Below are 21,773 nucleotides of genomic sequence, written 5' to 3'. Positions count from 1 at the left end.
ATTGAATAAATGGCACTACGGGTTAGGCATGAACCACTCGACACAACGGGGGGGGGGTATCATGAGCCAGCGCCATTCAACGATCAGCGTTTTGCCGCGGCGCACGCTCTTGCAGTCAACCGACACGGCCGTCCTTGCCGCATCCCCTGCCTTCACCTGAGCACCTCGATGTGCCCCCCCGCACGCTCTGCCTCACTCGCGGAGTTCCTAGCCGGTGGCACACGCCAAGAAACAACGGAGAGCATCTTGAGCCAGACCAATCCTACCCTGCCCGTCCTCGACCTTTCCCGCTTTGCGGCGGGCCATCCCGAGCGGGCGACGGCGCTCGATGAGTTGCGCAACGTCGCTCGCTCGGTGGGCTTCTTCTACCTCGAAGGTCACGGCATTCCGCAGGACGTGATCGACGGCATCCTTTCGCTTTCGCGTCGCTTCTTCGCTCTGCCCGAAGATGACAAGCTGGCGATCGAAATGCGCAAATCACCGCACTTCCGTGGCTACAACCGCGCCGGCCTCGAATATACCCGTGGCACCCAGGACTGGCGCGAGCAGGTAGACTTCGGTCCCGAGCGTCAAAGGCTTGAAACCGCCTCCGGCGACGCACCCTGGAAGCGGCTCGTTGGCCCCAATCAGTTCCCCGGTGCCTTGCCGGAATTGAAGCCCGCGGTCCTCGGCTACATCGAAGCCGTCACCGGGCTCGGCATTCGTCTGATCGAGATCTTCTCGGAAGCGCTCGGCCAGAAGCCCGATGTCTTCGGCCCGATCTATCGCGACGGCCCCAACCAACTTCTGAAGATCATCCGCTACCCCGGCAGAGACAAGACGGAGAGCGACCAGGGCGTGGGCGCCCATAAGGACGGCGGCTTCGTCACCATCCTGCTGCAGGACGTGGTTGGCGGGCTGCAGGTCGATGACGGCAAGGGCGGCTGGATCGACGCACCGCCGAAGCGCGGAACCTTCGTCATCAATGTCGGCGAACTTCTGGAACTGGCGTCGAACGGTTATCTGCTCGCCAACATCCACCGGGTGGTGACGCCCCCCGCCGGCGGCGACCGACTGTCCGTCGCCTTCTTCCTCGGCGCCAACCTCGCGTCGACCATCCCGGTGCTCGACCTGCCACCAGAACTTGCCGCCGAAGTCCGCGGCGTTACGCAGGATCCGCAGAACCCGCTCTTCCACGAGGTCGGCCGCAACGTGCTGAAGTCCCGGCTGCGCTCGCACCCCGATGTCGCCGCAGAGCACCACGCAGACCTGCTGGAACAACAGAAGGCGGCGGTGCCCGCCTGAGTAACAAGACAGCGCCGATCAACCTGAGAGCCTAGGAGACATGGCATGACGATTCATCAGAAGCCGGAAGAACCTGCAATCGAGATCAAGGCATCGAGCGGCCTGCGCGAAGCCGGCGGTCGGTTGCATCCTGAAACGCTGGCACTCCATGGCGGCAGCTACCGCTTCGACCCGGCAAGCGGCGCCGTCGCCGTGCCGATCTACCAGACGACCTCCTATCAGTTGCCCGGCACCGATGGCGCCGACAAGCTCTTTGCGCTCGAAGCTCCGGGGCATCTCTACACCCGCGTCTCCAATCCGACGCAGGACGCTTTCGAGCAGCGGCTGGCGGAAATCGAAGGTGGTGCCGCGGCGCTGGCCCTCGGCTCCGGTCAGGCGGCCTCTGCATTTGCCCTCCTGAACCTTGCGCGCGCCGGCGACAACATCGTCAGCGCGGCCGGCCTCTATGGCGGCACCTGGGCGCTCTTTGCCGCAACGCTGAAGAACTTCGGCATCGAGGTCCGCTTCGTCGACGCCGCCGACCCCGAAGCCTTTGCCCGGGCGACGGACGACAGGACGCGCGCCTACTACGCTGAGTCTCTGCCGAACCCGAAGCTCGAGGTCTTTCCGATCGCCGAAGTGGCCGAAGTCGGCTTGCGCTTCGGCATTCCGCTGATCGTCGACAACACGGCAGCGCCACTGACCATTCGCCCCTTCGAACACGGCGCAGCCGTCGTCGTCTACTCCACGACGAAATACATCGGCGGTCACGGTACGTCGATCGGCGGCGCGATCATCGACAGCGGCCGCTTCCCCTGGCACGAACATGAGGCGCGGCATCCGAACCTGCACGAGCCGGACCCGAGCTACCAGGGCAAGACCTGGCTGGAAAAGGCTGATGCGATCGCCTTTCATCCCTATGTCCTGCGCGCCCGCGCGGTGCTGTTGCGCGACCTCGGCGCCGCCATCAGCCCGCTGAACGCCTTCCAGTTCATCCAAGGGCTGGAGACGCTGCCGCTCAGAATCCGCCAGCACAACGAGAATGCAATCAAGGTGGCCGAGTTCCTCCGCACCCATCCGAAGGTTGGGCGCGTGATCTTCCCGAAGTTCCAGGAAGGCGAGACACAGAAGCGCGCCGAGAAGTATCTCCGCAACGGCCACTATGGTGCCCTGATCGGCTTCGAACTGAAGGATGGACGCGAGGCGGGACGCCGGTTCATCGACGGGCTTAAGCTGCTCTACCACGTCGCCAATATCGGCGACGCGCGCTCGCTTGCCATCCATCCGGCAACGACGACGCATTCGCAGCTTTCCGAGGAGGATCAGCTGAAGACCGGCGTGACGCCGGGCTATGTCCGGCTTTCGATCGGCATTGAACATGCCGACGACATCATCGCCGATATCCGTCAGGCGATCGACGCGGCCTGACGGCACGATCGCGCATCAGCCTCCGCAGCTCGGGGCCCTTGCGGCCTGGCTGCGGAGTTTTTTGTTTGGCGGGGTCAGAATTGGCCGATAGGTCACCGGCCGGTTTCGTGTCACAAATGCGCACCAGTCGCTGCGTCCGCAAATGTTGCCACGTACCTACAGAGGAAAGATCATGAGCAAGAACACCCAGGTCCTGCTTGCCGCCCGGCCGGCCGGTCGCCCGACGCCGAGCGATTTCCGCATCGTTGAGACGGCCATCCCGGAGCCGGCCGAAGGCGAAGTTCTGCTGAAGATCCTCTACCTTTCACTCGATCCCTATATGCGCGGACGCATGAACGCCGGCCGCTCCTATGCCAAGCCGGTGGAGATCGGTGCGGTCATGGAAGGTGGCACGGTGGCCCGCGTCGTCCGCTCGCGCCACCCCGATTTCAGCGACGGCGATTTCGTGCTCTCGCACTCCGGTTGGCAGAGCTACGCGCTGTCGCGCGGTGCGGACCTGCGCAAACTCGATCCATCGGCGGCGCCTTTGTCGACGGCACTCGGCATTCTCGGCATGCCCGGCTTTACCGCCTATGCGGGACTGCTGACAATCGGCAGGCCGAAGCCAGGTGAGACGGTTGTGGTGGCTGCCGCCAGCGGCGCCGTCGGCTCGGCCGTCGGCCAGATCGCACGCATCAAGGGCGCGCGCGCTGTCGGGATCGCCGGCGGTGCGGACAAGTGTGCCTTCGTTCGCGACACGCTCGGCTTCGATGCGGTGATCGATCATCGCGCGCCGGATTTCGCCGCGCAGCTCGCGGCCGCCTGCCCAAAAGGCATCGACGTCTATTTCGAGAATGTCGGCGGCCATGTCTGGGATGCCGTGTTTCCGTTGCTGAACGACTTCGCCCGCGTGCCCGTGTGCGGGCTGATCGCGCACTACAACCAGGCCGGCGGCCCTCAAGCGGGCGGCGACAGGTTGCCGGGCGTCATGCGCGAGATCCTGAGCCGGAGCCTGCTCATCCGCGGCTTCATCCAGCGTGAATTCGCCGATCAGCGGCCAGCCTTCTATCAGGAGATGGCAGGCTGGATCGCCAGCGGCGAGGTTCGCTACAAGGAAGACGTCGTCGACGGCATCGAGAACGCCCCGAATGCGTTCATCGGGCTGCTCGAAGGCCGCAACTTCGGCAAGCTGGTCGTGCGGGTGGCTGACGAGAGCTGAGCAGGCAACCCGCCAACTGTCAGTGCAGGGCGGCGAGGCGAATGCCCGCTTTGCCCAGACCATCGTCAAGAAGTGCGATCAGGTCCGGCGCGTAACCGCGCGCGGCAAGCTCACTCTCGATCGACCGCGGCGAGCCACTCTTGCTCCAGCGTAACCCGTCCAGTGCGCTGGTGGCCTCACGTGTCAGGCCCAGCTGGCCGGCAGCCGCCATGCGGAGCAGGTTGACGGCGGTGTCGGCGGGGTTGGCGAGTTGGCGCGCGCGTGTCAGCGCTTCTCGGTACTTGCCGTTCCGGTACTCTTCGAGCGCCAGGGTGAGCGCCGCATCGCGGTGCAGGTACTCGCAGCCCATCTCCGCCACCCGCGCCAGGCTCGCGCCTTCCGAATATTGCCCGCTGACGAAGAGCAGCAGGCCGAGCCGGGCCGGAATGGCATCATCGAGCGGATTGAGTGCCGCAGCGCGGCGACCGGACAGGAACGCGGCCTCCGTGTCACCGGAAACGAAACGGGCCTGCATCTGGGCGAGATAGCTCTGGCTCGATTGTGGTGCCAGCGCCACAGCCCTGTCAGCAAGCTTCACCGCACGGGCCGCAACCGTCGGCGAAGTGCTTGCTTCACCCGTCGCCACCAGCACCATGGCGAGACTTGCCAGCACATCGGGATCGGCCGCCCGATAGGTCACCGATTTTTCCAGGCAGGCATGCGCAGACGCCAAGCCTTCCGCGTCGAGCCGCGCCAGCGCAACATCGGCGAGCAGCACGCAGCCGTAGCCGATCGAAGGCGTCACGAGTTGCCGCGCCGCCTCCAGGCTGACGATGACGCCTTCCTCGCCGGCGAGCGAGCGAGCGAGCCGCGCGAGCAATCTCTCCTGAACCGTTCGCGCGTCGCCACTGTCGAGCGCCGCCTTTGCGGTGCCCGCTCGGAGCGCCTCGTTGCTTTGGGTATCGACAACCTGCCACGAAACCTGATGCTCGTGGACGTCGGCACTGTAAGCGACCGAGAGCCGGTACTCCTTGCTCCCCTGCAGCTTCACCGGCGGTGCCGATGCCACCCAGCCGGTAACCGATGCAACATCGACGCCCGCGGCCGGCACTTGCGCCAGGGTGCGCACCGCGGAGAACTGCGACAGCGCGTGAACCAGGTAGTCGCCCGCCTTCCGCTGTTCTTCGCCGCCGGCTCCACCGGCCGCAGCAACGTCGATGACGATCGTCGGCTTGGCAGAGAGCACCGGTTGCCACGGAAGGCGCTCCACGACGGAGAGATAGAAGGCTCCGGCCATCGCCGCGACGCCTGCGACAGCGGCTGCAATCGGGCCGAACGGACGACGCTTCGGCTGATCCGCGACGGGCGCGACAGCCACCGGCTGTTCCGGCACGCTCGCCGTCTCCGCGGGAGCCGTTGCGACTTCCGCAGGGGCCGGCGAGCGGTCGCTCGCCACGAAATGAGGAACGTAGTTGCCTTTGGGGAGCTCGATGCGAAGCCCGACCTTCTCGCCGACGGTCTCGTAATATTGCGTCAGCGCGGCGCGCAGACGCGAGGCTTCGACACGCACGATCGGATCGGTTGCCGGATCGAAAGAGGCCGGCCGGCCGAAAACGTCGATCGCGATGGTATAGGCTTTGACCTGCCCTGAGCGGCCAGCGAAGAATTCATCGACCAGGTAGCGCAGGAGCTTCCGATGGCGCTCGGTCGCGTGAAACTGACTATCGGCAAGAATACGATCAAGTGCAGCACGTGCGTCACATTCGGCGACGACACCGAAAGCTGCTTGACCCGCATTTCTGGCTTCCATGATGCGCTCCCAACTGCCCACAACCCCAAAGAGAGTGCAAACGCGAGACGAACTCTAGACGAGAGCCGCAGTGGCGAAAAGAAAAATATTGCGCCATCACAAAACATTTTCACGAAGGAAATGAGACATTCCAAAACGGAGCAAGAACCTTTCGAAAATCCCATAGAATTTTCACGGGTCTTGCATGAAATGCATGAACCCAAGAAGGCTATTTGATAATCACAATGGACTAGGTTCGCGCCCTGAATCGATGATACAGATCGAAATCACCTCTTCTTCGATCTCGCGACAGATCAATTCATACTCCGAGATCATCGAATGATCCAGGGGATCGAGCTTTCGCTGCCGGTCGAGCATCGCGCTCGCCTCTTCATAGGCCTCGCAAAGATTGGCAACTGAGAGGTTCTTGGCGCATAGCAGTTGCAACTGTCCACGCAAGGCCGGAAGCTTCAGCATAAGCTTCAAAAGTCCGCGCTGTACGGCCGCGTTGGGCATTGTTTCCTACCCGCCTGATCGACAATCGATGACCTTGCCGCCAGCCCGACACGCTGGCGCGCCATTTCTCAAGGACCATTTTTCCGGGACCGTGACGACACATCAGCCCACCGACGCGCTCAACCAACACTAGCGACCGGAACGAGCCTCTCCCTCGATGGTTAGCGTGGCAACAGACGTTCCGTTTCGGAAGTACGTAACAGTAACTTTGCCCTGAAGGGCTTGACGCAGCCGGGATGACCGTCCGCATTCGCCCATCATATGGCCCTTTTTTTGCTTCGGAGGCCCTGCCATCGTCACGCCGAGCCCTTCTTCGATAGGCGGTATGGCCGCCCCTGCCTGACCGCTGGCCACTGCAGTGCAGCTTGCAACCCGCGCACTGGCGAGTTTCTAAACCGCGACGTCTCGCGCGAGTTCAGATCGGTATCTGATCGCCCCCAAGCCCAGAGGCAGTCTGCCGCTGCTTACTTGTCGAAGGCATAGACCTTGCGCCAGTCCTCTTTCATGTCAACCAGCAGCCAGTTCCGCTGCTCCGCTTCTGTCAGCGCCTTGTCCAGCTTGCCGACCGGCGATTGCCGGTCGTAGGCCCATTCGCGCTCGCCGTCCGTATGGTGCACGATCATGCCGAAGCGCGGGCCGGTGCCTGCCGTCACCCAGCGCAGCATCTCGTAGTCGCCATCGGAATTGCCGGCGGCAAAGATCGGCCGGCGACCGATGAAGGTGTTGATCCCAACGGGCTTGCCCGGACCGTCGTCGATGAAGTTGATCTTGGGTTCGCGCGTCAGCACCGGCGTGTCGCCGTCAAGGTCGTATTTCGTCGTGATGCTGCTGCCGACGACCTGTTCAGGCGGAATGCCATACATTTGCTCGGTCATCGGTCGCATGAACTCGATGCCGCCGCCAGAGACAATGTAGGTCTTGAAGCCGTTTGCCCGGAGATAGTCGAGCAATTCACGCATCGGCAGATAGGTGATCTCGTTATATGGACGCTCGAAGCGCGGGTGCTTGGCGTTCGCAAACCAGTCCTTGACCGTCTTGGTGAACGCATCTGTCGTCATGCCCGCATGGGTCGCCATGACGAGCTCGACGATGCCTTTCTCTCCGGCAGCGGCAACACCCGCCATGTCGCCCTTGAGCAGCGATGCAAAGGGCTCCTTGTCCTTCCACTCCGGATGATCCGGTGCCATGGCCTTGACACGATCTACGGCGAACATCCCCTGGAAATAGTTCGGCTGTTCAGTCCAGAGCGTACCGTCATTGTCAAAGACGGCGAGCCGCTCCTCAGGCGCCACGAAATCCGCTCCGTTCTCGCTGGTCACCCGCGTGACGAAGTCGGTGATGGCCGTCTTCGCCTCGCCGTCATTCCAGGAGGGAAGGCTGTCGGCCGGCGCATCGGCCGCTATGACGGCCGCCGGCGCGGCGAAGGCCGCGGAAAGCAGCAAGAGGAGACCGGCGAACCGAAAGCGGTGCCGGCTTGGCGTGGAGTTGGTTCGCATGGCAATTGCCGTCATCACGCATCCTCCTTGGGGGAACGATTTTCAAACCTCGGACGGGGTCAGGGCCGCCGGATGCAGCGGAACCCGATATGGGTCGTCGCCGCGTTTTCCTCATGCGCATGGCGCGCCGCCGGCCGGTAGCGGCGGCAATAGTTGGGCGCGCAGAGATGTGAACCGCCCTTCACCACCCGGCGGGCGATGTGGAGCGTCGGCTGTCGGGGGTCGAAGCTCGCTTCCCTGTCGCCGCCGCGCGGATTGGCAGGGATACAGCAACTCTTCTGCGCCGGCGCCGGATGCCGGGTCGACCAGAAGTCACTCGTCCACTCCCAGACATTGCCGATCATGTCATAGAGGCCGTAACCGTTCGGTGGGAAACTTGCGACGGGCGAGGTTCGTTCGAAGCCGTCGGGCCTCAGATTTTCCGTCGGGAACATGCCGTGCCAGGTGTTCGCCATGAAGCGCCCCTCCGGCACCAGTTCGTTACCCCAGGCAAATTCCGCGCCTTCGAGCCCGCCTTTCGCGGCGAACTCCCACTCCGCTTCCGTCGGTAAATCCTTGCCCGCCCATGCCGCATAGGCGTTGGCATCGAGATAGGAGACCTGGACGACGGGATGATCGAGCTTGCCGCGGATGTTGCTCTGCCGCCCATAGGGCCGGCGCCAATCGGCACCGAACTTGAAGTTCCACCATTGCGACGGGCTATTGCCGTTAATCCGCTTCGGCGGATCGAAGATCACCGAGCCAGCGCGCATCATCTCCGGCAGGGCGCCCGGATAATCCTTGGGGTCCGGTGCCTTCTCCGCCTCGGTAACGTAGCCGGTGGCCTCGACGAAGGCGGCAAACTGGCGGTTGGTCACCGGCGCAACGTCGATCCAGAAGCCGTCCACCTTTACCGGATGCGCCGGTGCTTCCTCTGGATAATGCTTGTCCGAGCCCATGACGAAGGTACCGCCTTCGATCCAGATCGGCTCGCGTGCGCTGATCGCTGCCGGCGTTTCGTTGTGAAGCGGTATCTGCTGCGACACTTGCATGCGGCGTCCATCTCCCAGAGGTGGCAGGTTCGGCCACCAAGCCGATCCAAGCTATCGCCATTCCTCTCCGACCCAAAGTACGTAACCGTTACGATGGCAAACAAGACCTCCATGGCCGCGATGAAAAATCGCCCAAATGTGGTCCTCGCGAGGTCTTCGTTACTGTTACGTTCCTTCCAATTGACCTGATTTAACAATAAGCTCTGCCGAAATTTCATGATGACTGATGCTGCCGGAGAGGCAGAGGGAGCAGGAATTCATGGGTGCACGCGACGATATCGAGCAACTTGGCAAGCGCATCGGCGAAGCGATCATTGGCCAGGAGGGCATGATCGAGCGGTTGCTGCTGGGCTTGCTCAGCAACGGCCATTTGCTCGTCGAGGGCTTGCCGGGGCTCGCGAAGACCCGTGCGATCAAGAGCATGGCCAAGAACCTCGACGCGGAACTGTCGCGCATCCAGTTCACGCCAGACCTCCTGCCTGCCGACATCACCGGGTCGGAGATCTATTTTTCCGATGGCGGCAAGGGCGAGTTCCGCTTTCAGGAAGGCCCCATCTTCGCCAATCTCATCCTGGCGGACGAGGTCAACCGTGCGCCGGCCAAGGTGCAATCGGCCCTGCTCGAAGCGATGGAGGAACGCCAGGTCACCATCGGCGGCAAGAGCCACACGCTGCCGGACCTGTTCCTGGTGATGGCGACACAGAACCCGATCGAGCAGGAAGGCACCTATCCCCTGCCCGAGGCGCAGCTTGACCGCTTCCTCATGCACATCCAGGTGGACTACCCGGACGCTGCGTCGGAAGCCGACATCATGCGCCTCGTGCGCTCCGAGGAAATCCACGCGAAATCCAACAACCACGCGACGGAGAAACTCGCCCAGGATGCGGTGTTTACCGCGCGCCAGGAGATTTCGGCGATCACCGTTTCGGAGGCGATCGAAAATTACATCGTCGCGCTCGTCATGGCGACCCGCTATCCCGACAAGGTCGACAAGGACCTCGCCAAATGGCTGCAGGTCGGCGTCAGCCCGCGCGGCGTCATCGGCCTCGACAAGGTTGCGAGGGCGCATGCCTGGCTGAACGGCCGCGATTTCGTGACCCCCGACGATGTGCAGGCCACCGTGCACGACGTCTTTCGCCACCGGCTGGTGCTTTCCTACGAAGCCCATGCCGGCGGCACCACCGCCAACCAGGTGATCGACCGCATCGTCGAACTCGTCGCGGTCGCCTGAGGATGGAGGTTCGCCGATGGCTATATCCCTGCCGGCTCTCGCCCGTTCCCGCGGCGTCGTAAAAACCCGCCAGGTCGATGCGACCGGCGTCTACACGTCGGTCGACACGCTCGTCGGACTCGAGGCCATGGCCCGGGACCTCACCTTCCTGCGCAAGGCCCCGGTACAGCGCCTGCTTGCCGGGCGACATGAATCGCGCATGCGCGGCCGCGGCCTCTCGTTCGAGGAGCTGCGTAACTATCTCCCCGGCGACGACATCCGCGCGATCGACTGGCGGGTGACGGCGCGCACCGGCAAGCCGGTCGTGCGCGTCTATGACGAAGAGAAGGACCGGCCGGCCCTGATCCTCGTCGACCAGCGCATCAACATGTTCTTCGGCAGCCGCCGCGCCATGAAGTCGGTCGCCGCCGCGGAGGTCGCGGCGCTTTCGGCCTGGCGCGTGCTGGCGCTCGGCGATCGTGTCGGTGGCTTCGTCTTCGGCGACGAAGAGGTCACCGAGGTGCGCCCCTACCGCAGCCGCGAGGCGGTCATACGCCTTGCCGACAGCATCGTTCGCCACAACACCGCACTCCAGGCGGGTTCGCAGGCACCGCATGGCGCAGAACAGCTCGACGTCGTGCTCACCACCGTCGCCAACATCGCTCGGCACGATCACCTGATCATCGTCATCAGCGATTTCGACGGATATAGCCTCGAAACCCGAGACATGCTCCTGAAGCTCTCGGCCCACAACGACGTAATCTCGGTCCTCATCTACGACCCCTTCCTGCTCGAACTGCCGCGCAAGGGCGACATCGTCTTCAGCGGCGGCCTGCTTCAGGCCGAGGTGCAGTTCGGCCACAGCAATGTTCGCGACGCGATCGACAGCTTTGCCAGAAAGCGCGGCCGGGCACTGCGCGCCTGGCAGGAAGAACTCGGGCTGCCGATGCTACCTATTTCGGCCGCCGAAGAGGTCGCGCCGCAATTGCGCACCATGCTCGGTCAACTCGCCAGCCGGCAACGGAGGCGATAGCGATGGCAACGGCCGCCCCTCCAAAAGACCCGTTGCTCGAGGCAGCCCTTCGGCAGCTTGCGGACATCGCCATGCCCGAGCCCGTCTCGAGGATGCCGCAGACCTGGGCCTGGGCGGCGCTCGCCGGCTTCATCCTCCTGCTGATCGCATTTACATGCTGGCGCTGGTACCAACGCTGGGAAGCCAACGGCTACCGCCGTGAAGCGCTCGCCGACCTCAAGGCTATAGAAGGGCGGCTCACCGCGCCCGCAACCCGCGGCGAAGCGCTCGTCGCCCTGCCCGTCCTCCTGAAACGCACCGCCCTGGTGCTCTGGCCGCGTGAAACGATTGCCGGGCTCCACGGCACGGGCTGGACCGGCTTCCTCGATGCCCATTCCGGCGGCCCAGTCTTTCCGATCGCTTCGGCGCGCTTCTTCGAGGAAGCCGAGTACCGCGGCAGCCAGGCGCTTTGCGCCGTGCCTGAGCCGGAAGCACGGACCTATGCCGCCGCGGCACGTCACTGGATCGAGGCGCACCATGTACGTGCTTGACCACGCCTGGGCGCTGATCCTCCTGCCGCTGCCCTTTCTCGTCTGGTGGCTGCTTCCGCCCTACCGCGAACAATCGGCCGCCGTCAGGATACCCTTCTTCAAGGACATTACGGCGGCCGCCAATCTCGGACCGACAGAGGGATCCGTCGTCCCGAGGACCAATCTCGGCCAGAAGGCGATTGCGCCGATTTGCTGGGCGCTGATCGTGCTGGCGCTGGCGCGGCCACAATATGTCGAGCCGCCGATCGAAAAGACCGAGCCGCAACGCGACCTGATGCTGGCGATCGACCTTTCGCAATCGATGGACACGCGGGATTTTCGCGATCCTGCCGGCAATCTGCAGACCCGCGCCGAGGCCGTTCATAAAGTGGTCGCCGATTTCATCGATCGGCGACCCAATGATCGCCTCGGCCTGATTGCCTTCGGCGATGCACCCTATCCGCTGGTGCCGTTCACGCTCGACCACAAGACCGTAAAACTGATGCTCGCCGACAGCCTGCCCGGCATGGCTGGCCCGCGCACCGCCGTCGGCGACGCGATCGGTCTCGCGATCAAGATGTTCGATGCCAGCACCGCGCCGGACAAGGTGATGATTCTGCTCACCGACGGCAATGACACCGCCAGCAAGATGCCGCCCGACAAGGCCGCCGGCATCGCCGCCGATCGGAATGTGGTAATCCACACGGTCGGGATCGGTGACCCCAATGCGGAAGGCGAACAGAAGCTCGATACGACAACCCTCCAGGGCATCGCCGAGACGACGAAGGGCCGCTACTTCTTCGGACAGGATCAGGCGGGACTCAAGAACATCTATGAACTGCTCGATCAACTGACACCGGCGAACCAGAAAACACTCTCCTGGCGGCCGCGCATCGAACTGTTCCACTACCCGCTTGGCGCGGCACTCCTGCTCGTCCTCGCCTACCACGCCACCATGTGGCTGCTCTCTTCGCTGGCCGAACGCCGCCGGCGGCAGGAGGCAGCGACATGATCGCGGACTTCCACTTCCTCAGACCGCTCTGGCTGCTGGCGCTTCTCGCCGTCCCGCTGCTCGTCTATCTCGTCAGCCGGCGGGGCGATGTCCGCTCGCAATGGCAGGGCATGATCGCTCCCCACCTGCTCGATCACCTGCTGATCGAGAAGGGCGGCAAGCGGCGCCTGCAGCCCGTGCACATCACGGCGGCGCTGATTGCTGTCGCAGCCATCGCTGCGGCCGGTCCGACATGGCAGCGCGAGCGACCGCCCTTCGTCGAGGACACAGCACCGCTGGCGATCGCCATCGACCTCAACCCGACGATGAACGCGACCGACATTTCGCCGACGCGGCTCGAACGCGCCAAGCTCAAGGTCCAGGACATTCTCAGTCTCAGGAAAGGCTCGCGCACCGCGCTCTTCGCCTATGCCGGCTCCGCCCATATGGTGCTGCCTCTGAGCGACGATGGGGCGCTGGTCAAGACCTATCTCGCAGCGCTTTCGCCTCAGATCATGCCGGTCGACGGCAAGGACACGGCGAAGGCCCTGCAGGAAGTCGAAAAGGCGCTGGCCAACGAAACCGTCCCCGGTACGATCCTGTTCATGACCGACGGGGTCGAGCGTTCGGCCTTTCATGCGTTCAGCCAGTACAAGGGTCGCAACGCGCTGATGGTGCTCGGCATCGGTACCGCTGAAGGCGGCCCGGTAAAGACTGCCGACGGCGGCTTCCTGACCGACGCAACAGGCGGTCATGTTCGTTCCAAGCTTGATGTGGACGGCCTGAAGGCGCTGCAGTCCGCATCCGAGGCCGAGGTCGCGACCGTCACGCCTGACGATTCCGACGTGCGCTGGATCGTCAGGCGCATCCAGACCAACTTTGCCGCAAAGACCGCGGAGGGGTTGACCCGCTGGCACGATGCCGGCTGGTGGCTCACGATCCCGATCGCCGTCTTCGGGCTGTTCTGGTTCCGCCGCGGCTGGACTGTGCGCTGGGCCGTCTATCTGCTCGCCGCCACACTTATGCTCACGAGCAATGACCGGGCGCAGGCCGCCGACAACCGCTTCCTCGATCTCTGGCTGACGCCGGACCAGCAGGGCCGACGCGCGTTCGAACAGGGGGATTTCCAGGAGGCAGCCGAGAAATTTGCCGATCCCTCCTGGCGCGGCGCGGCGCTCTACCGTGCTGGCCGCTTCGAAGATGCGATCGACGCCTTTGCCGAAACCGATACGGCCGAGAGCTATTACAATCAGGGCAACGCCCTCATGCACCTCGGCAAGCCGGAAGAGGCTATCGCGGTCTACGAGCAGGCATTGAAACGCCGCCCCGACTGGCCGGACGCGAAAAAGAACCTTGCCGCAGCCGAAAAATTCAAGGCAGACAAGGACAAGCAGGAACAGGACGAGCAGCAGGAACAGGCAGGCATGGATCCCGACCAGGTCCAGTTCGACGACAAGGGCAAGAAGGGCCAGGAAGCCACCGTCCAGGGCGGTGCCCAGACTGCCGACATGTGGATGCGCAACATCCAGGTCTCGCCCGCCGAGCTGCTCGCGCGAAAATTCGCGATCGAGGCGAAGGAGGCAACGCCATGAGCGCCTTGTCCCCAATGCCTCGGCTGCTGCTCTGGCTGATCGGCCTGACGCTCTGGTTCACGGGCGATGCGCTCGCCGCCAACCCCTTCGCCCGCGCGACGCTTGCGACCGAGGGCACGATCTATGCCGGACAGCAGATAGAGATCGACATCGACGTCTTCGTACCCAACTACTTCCTGACGCCGCCGCAGTTTCCGCTGTTTGACCTCCGTGGCGCAGTGGTCACCATGCCCGACGACCGCGGCATGAACCTCAATGAAACCGTCGATGGCGAAGCCTTCTCGGGCATCCGCAAGACCTATGTGATCACGCCGCAGGCGGCGGGCACCTACGCCTTGCCGACGATCGTGATCCCGTTCGGCTATGCGGCCGTGCCGGGCCAGACGACACAGGGCAAGGTTACAGTGCCGCGCCTCAAGCTTACCGTGGAAGCGGTTCCGGGGGGCGCCGGTGGAGCGCCGGGCGTGACCGCAGGCGAAATCACCATCACCCAGGCATTCGACCGGGACCCGGCCGGCCTGCATGCGGGCGACGCGCTGGTGCGCACGGTCACCACCCGCGCGACCGGTCTCGCACCGATGATGATCCCCGAGCCCAGCTTGAAGGCGCCTGAGGGCGTGCAGGTTTATCGGCACGATCCGGTACTTTCCGAGGAGCGCACGCCGCGCGGCGAAATCGCCGCGGGACTACGAAAGGACGTTGCGACCTACGTCTTTACCGAGCCCGGGACCTTCTCGCTCGCGGCAATCACATTGGAGTGGTTCACCCCTCAATCCGGAAAGACCGAAACCGCTGAAGCCGACGGCGCGCAGGTGGTGGTCGGAGCGGCACCGGCAACGGAGACCGCCATCGCGCCACCTGCGCCTCCGCCGACGAAGGAGCCGTTCGATTGGCTTTCGTGGGTTACCGCCGCGGCATCGGTTCTCGCCCTCGCAATCGCAATCCAGGTCGCCGCGAACCTGTTCGGGCGGCTCGAAACCTGGATCGAAACCGCCTTGACGCGCAATGCCCAGTTGGAGGAGACGGCCTTCCGCCACGTTCTCACCGCCTGCCGCGACCATGACAAGGCGCGCCTGGATACCACGCTCGATCGCTGGTCGCGCAAGACAGGCAATGTGCCGCTGGCGAAATGGCTCGATCGTTTTGCCGATCAGGAGACGAAGGTTGCCTTTGCCCGGCATCGGCAGAGCCGCTACGGCACTTCGCCATCCCACCACGAGCGGCCCGATTTCGCCCGGCTGCAAAGCGGACTGAAGTCGGCGCGGCGACGCTGGCTGGACGAATTCTCCGGCGACGACGGAGCAGCCGATGAATTGCCCGGCCTCAATCCGGTGTTCGACAGCGCCTTGCGGAAAAGCCGCTGAGGTGTCCGCAAGGCCTCGCGGCATCCCGGGTGCCTTCGTAACTGTTACGTACTTACCTGTGCGCGCGTTCGCGCGGAGATTGCCTCAGTACATTCGAAACTTTGCCTGCATTCCGAGAGCGATTTGTTTGCGGCCTCAGGGAGACTTGAAATGAGAATCGATTTGAAGAACAGGCTTGGACGGCTCGCGGCGAGCGCCGTCGCGCGGTCCATGAAGCCTAAGGCACTGGCACTTGCCGGAACCGTGCTGATCTCGACCATCACCGCTTCGGCGCCTTCCGCCTTCGCGCAGGACGCCGCCAAGCCGAACATTCTCGTGATCTTCGGCGACGACATCGGCCAGACAAACATCAGCGCCTATTCCTTCGGCGTCATGGGCTACAAGACGCCGAACATCGACCGCATCGCCCGCGACGGCATGATGTTCACCGACTACTACGCCGAAAACAGCTGCACGGCCGGCCGCTCTACCTTCATCACCGGCCAGACCGTGCTGCGCACCGGCATGTCCAAGGTCGGCGTTCCCGGCGCTCCCGTCGGCATCCAGGACCGCGACGTGACCATCGCCCAGGCGCTGAAACCGCTCGGTTACGCCACCGGCCAGTTCGGCAAGAACCATCTGGGCGATCAGGACCGCTTCCTTCCGACGGCGCACGGTTTCGACGAGTTCTTCGGCAACCTCTACCACCTGAACGCCGAGGAAGAGCCCGAGCGGCCCTATTGGCCGAAGGACGATCCGCAGTTCCTGAAGTCCTATGCACCGCGCGGCGTGCTGCATTCCTTTGCCGACGGCAAGGTGGAAGATACCGGTGCCTTGAACACCAAGCGCATGGAGACCATTGACGACGAAACGACCGCCGCTGCAATGGAATTCATCAAGAAGCAGGCGGAGGCGAAAAAGCCCTTCTTCACCTGGATGAACACCACGCGCATGCACATGTTCACCCACATCCGCCCTGAGTATCAAGGCCAGAGCGGGATGCCCGGCAACGACTACGCCGACGGCATGGTCGAACATGACGGCGATGTCGGCAAGCTGCTCGACCTGCTCGACGAGTTGAAGATCGCCGACAACACCATCGTCGTCTATACCACTGACAACGGCCCGAACCAGTTCTCGTGGCCGGATGCCGCGACCACTGCGTTCCGCAGCGAAAAGGATAGCAACTGGGAAGGCGCCTTCCGCGTGCCGGCGATGATCCGCTGGCCGGGCAAGATCAAGCCCGGCGTTTCCAATGAGATGGTTTCCGGCCTCGACTGGTTCCCGACCCTGCTGGCCGCCGCCGGCGACAAGGATATCAAGGAGCGGTTGCTGAAGGGCACCAAGCTTGGCGACAAGGACTTCAAGGTCCATCTCGATGGCTACAACCAGCTACCGTACCTGACGGGAGAGCAGCCAAAGGGCGCACGCAACGAGTTCTTCTACTTCAATGACGACGCCAAGCTCGTCGGCATGCGCTTCGACAATTGGAAGTTCGTCTTCTGCGAGATGCGCAAGCCCGGCGGTTTTGCGGTCTGGCAGGATCCGTTCACCTGCCTGCGCGTTCCGAAGATCTTCAACCTGCGCATGGACCCGTATGAACGGGCGGACATTGTTTCCGACCAGTACAACGACTGGGTCACCAAGAACGCCTATCTGACTGCCCAGGGTGTGATGAAATCGGCCGCCTTCCTCGAAACCTTCATCGAGTATCCGCCGAGCCAGAAGCCGGCGAGCTTCTCGGTCGACCAGATCGAAGAAGGCGTGCATGCCAAGATCAACGAGATCCTGGCCAAGACGCCACCGGCTCAATAACAATATCGGAGGCGGCGCCATGCGCCGCCTTCCCTTTCTGTCTTTTCTAGAGATGGCGTGCCGCAATGACGAAGAACGTTCCGCCCGCTCGAACGGTTGCTTTCGAGGAGCCGATAGAAGATGCGTCGGTGGCAAAGCGGACGCACTTCGGTCCGGCGACCGCCGCATTCATGCTCTTCCTCTCCGGCACGGCTGCCCTCATTTTCCAGGTTCTCTGGATCAAGCAGCTTTCGCTCGTCACCGGCATCGACGTTTACGCGGTCAGCATCGGGGTCAGCGCCTTCTTCCTCGGCCTTGCGCTTGGCAGCTTCGCGCTCGGCCGTCTCAGTGACCGCTCCCGCCAACCGCTCCGGTTCTATGCCCAACTCGAAACCGGCGTTGCAGTGCTTGGCGCCGGCGTCACCGGCATCCTTTCCCATATCGCTCCGCTCTTCGTCGCGATCGAAGGCAGCAGCGCTCTCGCTGCCTGGGCCTTGCTGATCCTGATCGTCGCCACTCCTGCCTTCCTGATGGGCGGCACTCTTCCAGTACTGCTGCGCGCCCTTGAGGGCGCGCCGGGCGGCGTGGGGACGAAGGGGGGCCGCCTCTATGCCGCCAACACGCTCGGCGCCATCGTCGGCTGCCTCGCGGTTTCCTTCGTCATAATCCCCGCGCTCGGCGTGCAAGCGACGGGCCTTGCGGCCGCGGGGCTCGGCGTGATGGCCGCTGTCATCGCGCTTTCGCTGAGCGGAGGGAGCACCCGTGCCACCCCTCAAAGCGAAGCGCCTGCCGAGACACGCGGCGCCAGCGGCTCGCGGCTGGCGCTGGTCCTCTATGCAATCGCCGGCGGTGTGGCGCTCGGCTATGAAGTGGCCTGGTCGCAGGCGATCGTGCAGTTCATCTCGACCCGCTCTTTCGCCTTTTCAGTGGTGCTTGCGACCTATCTCGCCGGCCTTGCGCTGGGCGCCGCCTTGTTCGCGCGCCGGACCGATCGGCTTTCAGATCCCTGGGGCACCTTCGGCCTGCTCATCACCCTCGCGGGCCTCGTGGCGCTCGCCGAATTTGCGTTGCTCGGCTCCTGGCTCACCGCAATCCAGACCAGCGCCGAGGCGGCCGTTGCCAGCGCTACCGGCAGCATTTTCGCCGGCATGTGCGCTCGATTCCTGGTAGCGGGCCTCACCATCGTCTTCGTGCCGACACTGATCCTCGGCGCCGCCTTCCCGGTCGTCCTCAGGCTCGCCGTCGATCCCCGTCATGTCGGCCGCGATACCGGCCGGGTTCTGGCGCTCAACACGCTCGGCGGCATCGCCGGCACACTTCTGACCGGTTTCGTGCTGATCCCAAGCTTCGGCATCGTCCGAAGCTTCGCCGCCCTCGCCGTCGTCGCGGCCGTAATCGGTCTCGTTGCTGTCGGCCGCGGGAAAAGAGGTTGGAAGGGCTGGGGCCTCGCAGCGCCGGTACTCGGCGCGCTCACCGTGCTCATCGCGGTCACAGTGCCTTCGGACCGATTGGCGAACCTGTTGAACCTTTCGCGCGGCAACGGCACGATCGTTTCCTACGAGGAAGGCCTCGGCGCCACGGTCGCCGTCATCGAACAGGGCCAGCAGGACCGCCGCTTCCGCCGCCTCTATATCCAGGGTGTTTCCAACACCGGCGATGCCATGCCGTCCTTGCGCTACATGCGGCTGCAGGCGCTGCTGCCGCTGGTCATCCACAAGGGCGAGCCGAAATCGGCCCTCGTCATCGGCCTTGGCACCGGCATTACCGCCGGCTCGCTACTGGCCTATCCCGGTCTCGACCAGCGTGTTGTCGCCGAACTGCTGCCCTCCGTTGCCCGCGCCTCGGCGCTGTTTGCCGGCAACTTCACTGTGGCTGGTGATAATCGCCTCGAAGTGCGTGTCGCGGATGGTCGTCGCGAACTGATGCGCAACGCTGACCGCTACGACCTGATCACGCTCGAGCCGCCGCCACCGTCGGCCGCCGGTGTCGTCAATCTCTATTCATCAGACTTCTACCAGCTGGCGCGCGAGCGCCTCGCGCCAAACGGTCTCGTCGCACAGTGGCTGCCGATCGCAACCCAGAACGACGAGGACACCCGCGCCCTCGTGCGTAGCTTCCTCGACAGTTTCCCGCATGCCACGCTCTGGTCGACCGAACTGCACGAGATGCTCCTCATCGGCTCCGTCGAGCCGCAGGAGATCGACGCGGCGCGGATAGCCAAGCGGCTGGCCGATCCGACCCTCGCTGAGGCACTCGGCGAAGTCGGCATCGGCAGCGCTGCGGATCTGCTGGCCACCTGGATGACCGATCGGACCGGGCTTGAGCGCTATGCCGGTTCGGCCCTGCCGGTCACGGACGACCAGCCACGGATCGAATATGCGAGCTGGGTTCGCCCCGACGAGCTACAGCGGACGCTGCCAAATCTCATCGCCCTGCGCAGCAAGGTGCCGCTCGTCGCAGCGGATGCCGCGCTCGAAAAATCCGTCTCCGATGCCCACAACCGCCTGATGCTCTTCTATCAGGCCTCGCTCAACGCCTATGCCGGCTATCGCGACGAATGGGCGCGTGACATGGAATTGCTGATGCGGGTGGAGCCGAACAATCCCTATTACCGCTGGTTCGTTTCGAGCAGTGAGCGCTGATCGCGCGCCGCCGAATCCGGGCTCATATACGCGACCGCAGCTCGCGTAACATTGGCAGGCCCGCGATTGATTCCTGCATGCGGCCAAACAGCGCAAAATATTTGCATAACACGAAATGCTACCGGGACAGATTTGCAACACAGAAGCATGTCAGGCGTAGTATCTTGTCCCTTGTTGATCTGCCCTGAGGCAGACAGGGAGGCATTCCATGGAAAAGACGGACGAACAAAACACCGAAACCACCTCGCGCACGGCGATGGACGGCGAGATCGGCATTCTGGCCCGCCGCCGCATCGAGGCCGGTATCATCGCACCGATCTACGAGGCGATGCGTGAGGAGATCGGCGAGGAGCGCGCCCAGGCGATCCTCGACAAGGCAATCACGAAGGCCGCGATCGAGGCGGGGCGAACCTTTGCCGCAAAGACGCCCGGCGGCACCAATCTTCGGACTTTCCAGGAACTGCAGGATCTCTGGACCCAGGACGACGCGCTCGTCATCGAGGTAACGAAGGCGACGGACGAGGAATTCCACTACAATGTGAAGCGCTGTCGCTACGCCGAAACCTATCGCGAGATGGGGCTCGGCCATATCGGACATCTGCTGTCCTGCAACCGTGACGGCGTCTTCTGCACCGGCTACGATCCGCGCATCACGCTGGAGCGCACCCAGACCGTGATGCAGGGTGCGACCCATTGCGATTTCCGCTACCGGCTCAACAAGGATGCCCCGGAGCAGCCGAAATGAGCGCCGAAGCCTTGCGCAGCGAACCCAACCGCATCAACACGCCGGCCACGAACGGCGACCGGCTGTGGAGCGACATCGTTTCGACCGCGCGCTTCGGCGCTGCGGACAGGGGCGGCGTCACCCGACTGACATTGACCGAGGAGGATCGTCAGGCCCGCGACTGGTTCGTCGCCGAGTGCCGGGCCCTCGGCTGCACGGTCGAAGTTGACGGCATCGGCAATATCTTTGCAACCTATGCCGGCGAAGACATGTCGCTGCCGGCAATCGCCGTCGGCAGCCATCTCGACACGCAGCCGCAAGGCGGCCGGTTCGACGGCATCCTAGGCGTACTGGCCGGGGTTGAGATCCTGCGCACCCTCAAGGGAACCTCCACGCAGCTCCGTCATCCATTGACGGTCATCAACTGGACGAACGAGGAGGGCTCGCGCTTCTCGCCGGCGATGATGGGCTCCGGCGTCTTTGCCGGCGCACTTGCGCTCGATGCAACTCAGGCGCTCGCGGACCGTGAAGGCATAGCGGTCGGCACCGCCCTCGATGCGATCGGCTATCGTGGCGAGGCAAGGATCGATCCGGCCGCCTTTTCGGCCTATGTCGAGCTCCATATCGAGCAGGGACCGCTGCTCGAAGCAGCCGCAACCGAGATCGGTGTCGTCACTGGTATCCAAGGGCTCCGCTGGTTCGATATCTCCATATCCGGTACAGAGGCCCATGCCGGCAGCACGCCGATGGCGCAGCGCGACGATGCGCTCGTCGCGGCGGCCGAAATCGTCCTCACTGTCCGCGACATCGCCCGCCAAAACCCGCCGGGCGTCGGCACCGTCGGCTTCGTCGACGTCGGCCCCAATTCACGCAACGTCGTCCCGGGTTCCGTTCGGCTGCAGATCGACATGCGCCATCCCTCCGAGACCGGCCTCGACGAGATGGAAGCGGCATTGCAGCAGGCGGTTGCCAAGGCCGGTGGCCGCGCCGAACTGAAACATATCTGGTCGAAGGCGCCCGTCGTCTTTGCACCCTCGATCGTGGATGCGGTGCGCAATAGCGCGGAAGCACTCGGCTATTCGGCAACGGACATCGTTTCCGGCGCCGGGCATGACGCCGCCCATATTGCGATGATCATGCCGACCGCCATGATCTTCGTGCCCTCCAAGGACGGGCTTTCGCACAACGAAGCGGAATATACCGCGCCCGAAGAATGCGCCCGCGGAGCCGAGGTT

General features: G+C 63.9%; 17 protein-coding genes. 13 read left to right on the top strand and 4 right to left on the bottom strand.

Annotation, left to right across the window (positions count from 1 at the left end; translation table 11 throughout):
* Positions 1–243: 243 nt before the first annotated feature.
* The 3 genes from I8N66_RS25665 to I8N66_RS25655 all read left to right on the top strand — a co-directional run bounded on the left by I8N66_RS25665 (position 244) and on the right by I8N66_RS25655 (position 3,889).
* Positions 244–1,284, top strand: a complete 1,041-nt coding sequence (locus I8N66_RS25665) for a 2-oxoglutarate and iron-dependent oxygenase domain-containing protein (RefSeq protein WP_291159755.1) — start codon at positions 244–246, stop codon at positions 1,282–1,284.
* A 45-nt stretch (positions 1,285–1,329) separates the two neighbouring features.
* Positions 1,330–2,691: a PLP-dependent transferase gene (locus I8N66_RS25660; RefSeq protein WP_291159753.1), complete on the top strand. Its 1,362-nt coding sequence runs from the start codon at positions 1,330–1,332 to the stop codon at positions 2,689–2,691.
* A 172-nt stretch (positions 2,692–2,863) separates the two neighbouring features.
* Positions 2,864–3,889: an NADP-dependent oxidoreductase gene (locus I8N66_RS25655; RefSeq protein ID WP_291159750.1), complete on the top strand. Its 1,026-nt coding sequence runs from the start codon at positions 2,864–2,866 to the stop codon at positions 3,887–3,889.
* 19 nt (positions 3,890–3,908) lie between these two features.
* On the opposite strand, the gene I8N66_RS25650 is transcribed toward I8N66_RS25655, so the two are convergent.
* The 4 genes from I8N66_RS25650 to I8N66_RS25635 form a co-directional block, all read right to left on the bottom strand.
* Complete coding sequence (locus I8N66_RS25650) at positions 3,909–5,678, bottom strand: hypothetical protein (protein WP_291159747.1); 1,770 nt, start codon at positions 5,676–5,678, stop codon at positions 3,909–3,911.
* A gap of 219 nt (positions 5,679–5,897) precedes the next feature.
* Positions 5,898–6,173, bottom strand: coding sequence for a hypothetical protein (locus I8N66_RS25645; protein ID WP_113535727.1), 276 nt, complete (start codon positions 6,171–6,173; stop codon positions 5,898–5,900).
* Between the two features lie 464 nt (positions 6,174–6,637).
* Positions 6,638–7,684: an HAD family hydrolase gene (locus tag I8N66_RS25640; protein WP_291159744.1), complete on the bottom strand. Its 1,047-nt coding sequence runs from the start codon at positions 7,682–7,684 to the stop codon at positions 6,638–6,640.
* Positions 7,685–7,728: 44 nt separating this feature from the next.
* The gene (locus I8N66_RS25635) at positions 7,729–8,700 is read right to left on the bottom strand and encodes a formylglycine-generating enzyme family protein (protein WP_291159741.1); all 972 of its coding nucleotides are present in this window, start codon (positions 8,698–8,700) and stop codon (positions 7,729–7,731) included.
* Between the two features lie 259 nt (positions 8,701–8,959).
* Here I8N66_RS25635 and I8N66_RS25630 point away from each other — a divergent pair, with 259 nt between their 5' ends.
* The 10 genes from I8N66_RS25630 to I8N66_RS25585 all read left to right on the top strand — a co-directional run.
* Positions 8,960–9,931, top strand: a complete 972-nt coding sequence (locus I8N66_RS25630) for a MoxR family ATPase (protein WP_291159738.1) — start codon at positions 8,960–8,962, stop codon at positions 9,929–9,931.
* A 16-nt stretch (positions 9,932–9,947) separates the two neighbouring features.
* Positions 9,948–10,943: a DUF58 domain-containing protein gene (locus I8N66_RS25625; protein WP_291159735.1), complete on the top strand. Its 996-nt coding sequence runs from the start codon at positions 9,948–9,950 to the stop codon at positions 10,941–10,943.
* Positions 10,944–10,945: 2 nt separating this feature from the next.
* Entirely contained in the window at positions 10,946–11,473 is a 528-nt protein-coding gene (locus I8N66_RS25620; RefSeq protein ID WP_291159732.1) for a DUF4381 domain-containing protein, read from the top strand.
* Complete coding sequence (locus I8N66_RS25615) at positions 11,460–12,464, top strand: VWA domain-containing protein (RefSeq protein WP_113535733.1); 1,005 nt, start codon at positions 11,460–11,462, stop codon at positions 12,462–12,464. The genes I8N66_RS25620 and I8N66_RS25615 overlap by 14 nt, the downstream gene beginning before the upstream one ends.
* Complete coding sequence (locus I8N66_RS25610) at positions 12,461–14,035, top strand: tetratricopeptide repeat protein (RefSeq protein ID WP_291159728.1); 1,575 nt, start codon at positions 12,461–12,463, stop codon at positions 14,033–14,035. Before I8N66_RS25615 ends, I8N66_RS25610 begins: the two co-directional genes overlap by 4 nt.
* A complete protein-coding gene (locus I8N66_RS25605; RefSeq protein ID WP_291159726.1) occupies positions 14,032–15,399 on the top strand; it encodes a hypothetical protein in 1,368 nt (455 codons plus the stop codon). Before I8N66_RS25610 ends, I8N66_RS25605 begins: the two co-directional genes overlap by 4 nt.
* Before the next feature lie 150 nt (positions 15,400–15,549).
* On the top strand, positions 15,550–17,193 hold the full coding sequence (locus I8N66_RS25600; protein ID WP_291159724.1) for an arylsulfatase: 1,644 nt from the start codon (positions 15,550–15,552) through the stop codon (positions 17,191–17,193).
* Between the two features lie 128 nt (positions 17,194–17,321).
* On the top strand, positions 17,322–19,814 hold the full coding sequence (locus I8N66_RS25595; protein WP_291159722.1) for a spermidine synthase: 2,493 nt from the start codon (positions 17,322–17,324) through the stop codon (positions 19,812–19,814).
* 208 nt (positions 19,815–20,022) lie between these two features.
* On the top strand, positions 20,023–20,559 hold the full coding sequence (locus I8N66_RS25590; protein ID WP_291159720.1) for an L-2-amino-thiazoline-4-carboxylic acid hydrolase: 537 nt from the start codon (positions 20,023–20,025) through the stop codon (positions 20,557–20,559).
* A partial coding sequence (locus I8N66_RS25585) for a Zn-dependent hydrolase (protein WP_291159718.1) occupies positions 20,556–21,773 on the top strand: 1,218 nt, incomplete at its 3' end. The genes I8N66_RS25590 and I8N66_RS25585, both read left to right, overlap by 4 nt.

The sequence above is a fragment of the Ensifer sp. SSB1 genome (assembly GCF_016652895.1).
Taxonomy (GTDB): Bacteria; Pseudomonadota; Alphaproteobacteria; order Rhizobiales; family Rhizobiaceae; genus Ensifer.
The sequence above is the reverse complement of the archived record's forward strand: the minus strand, read 5'-3'. Positions and strand labels throughout refer to the sequence as shown.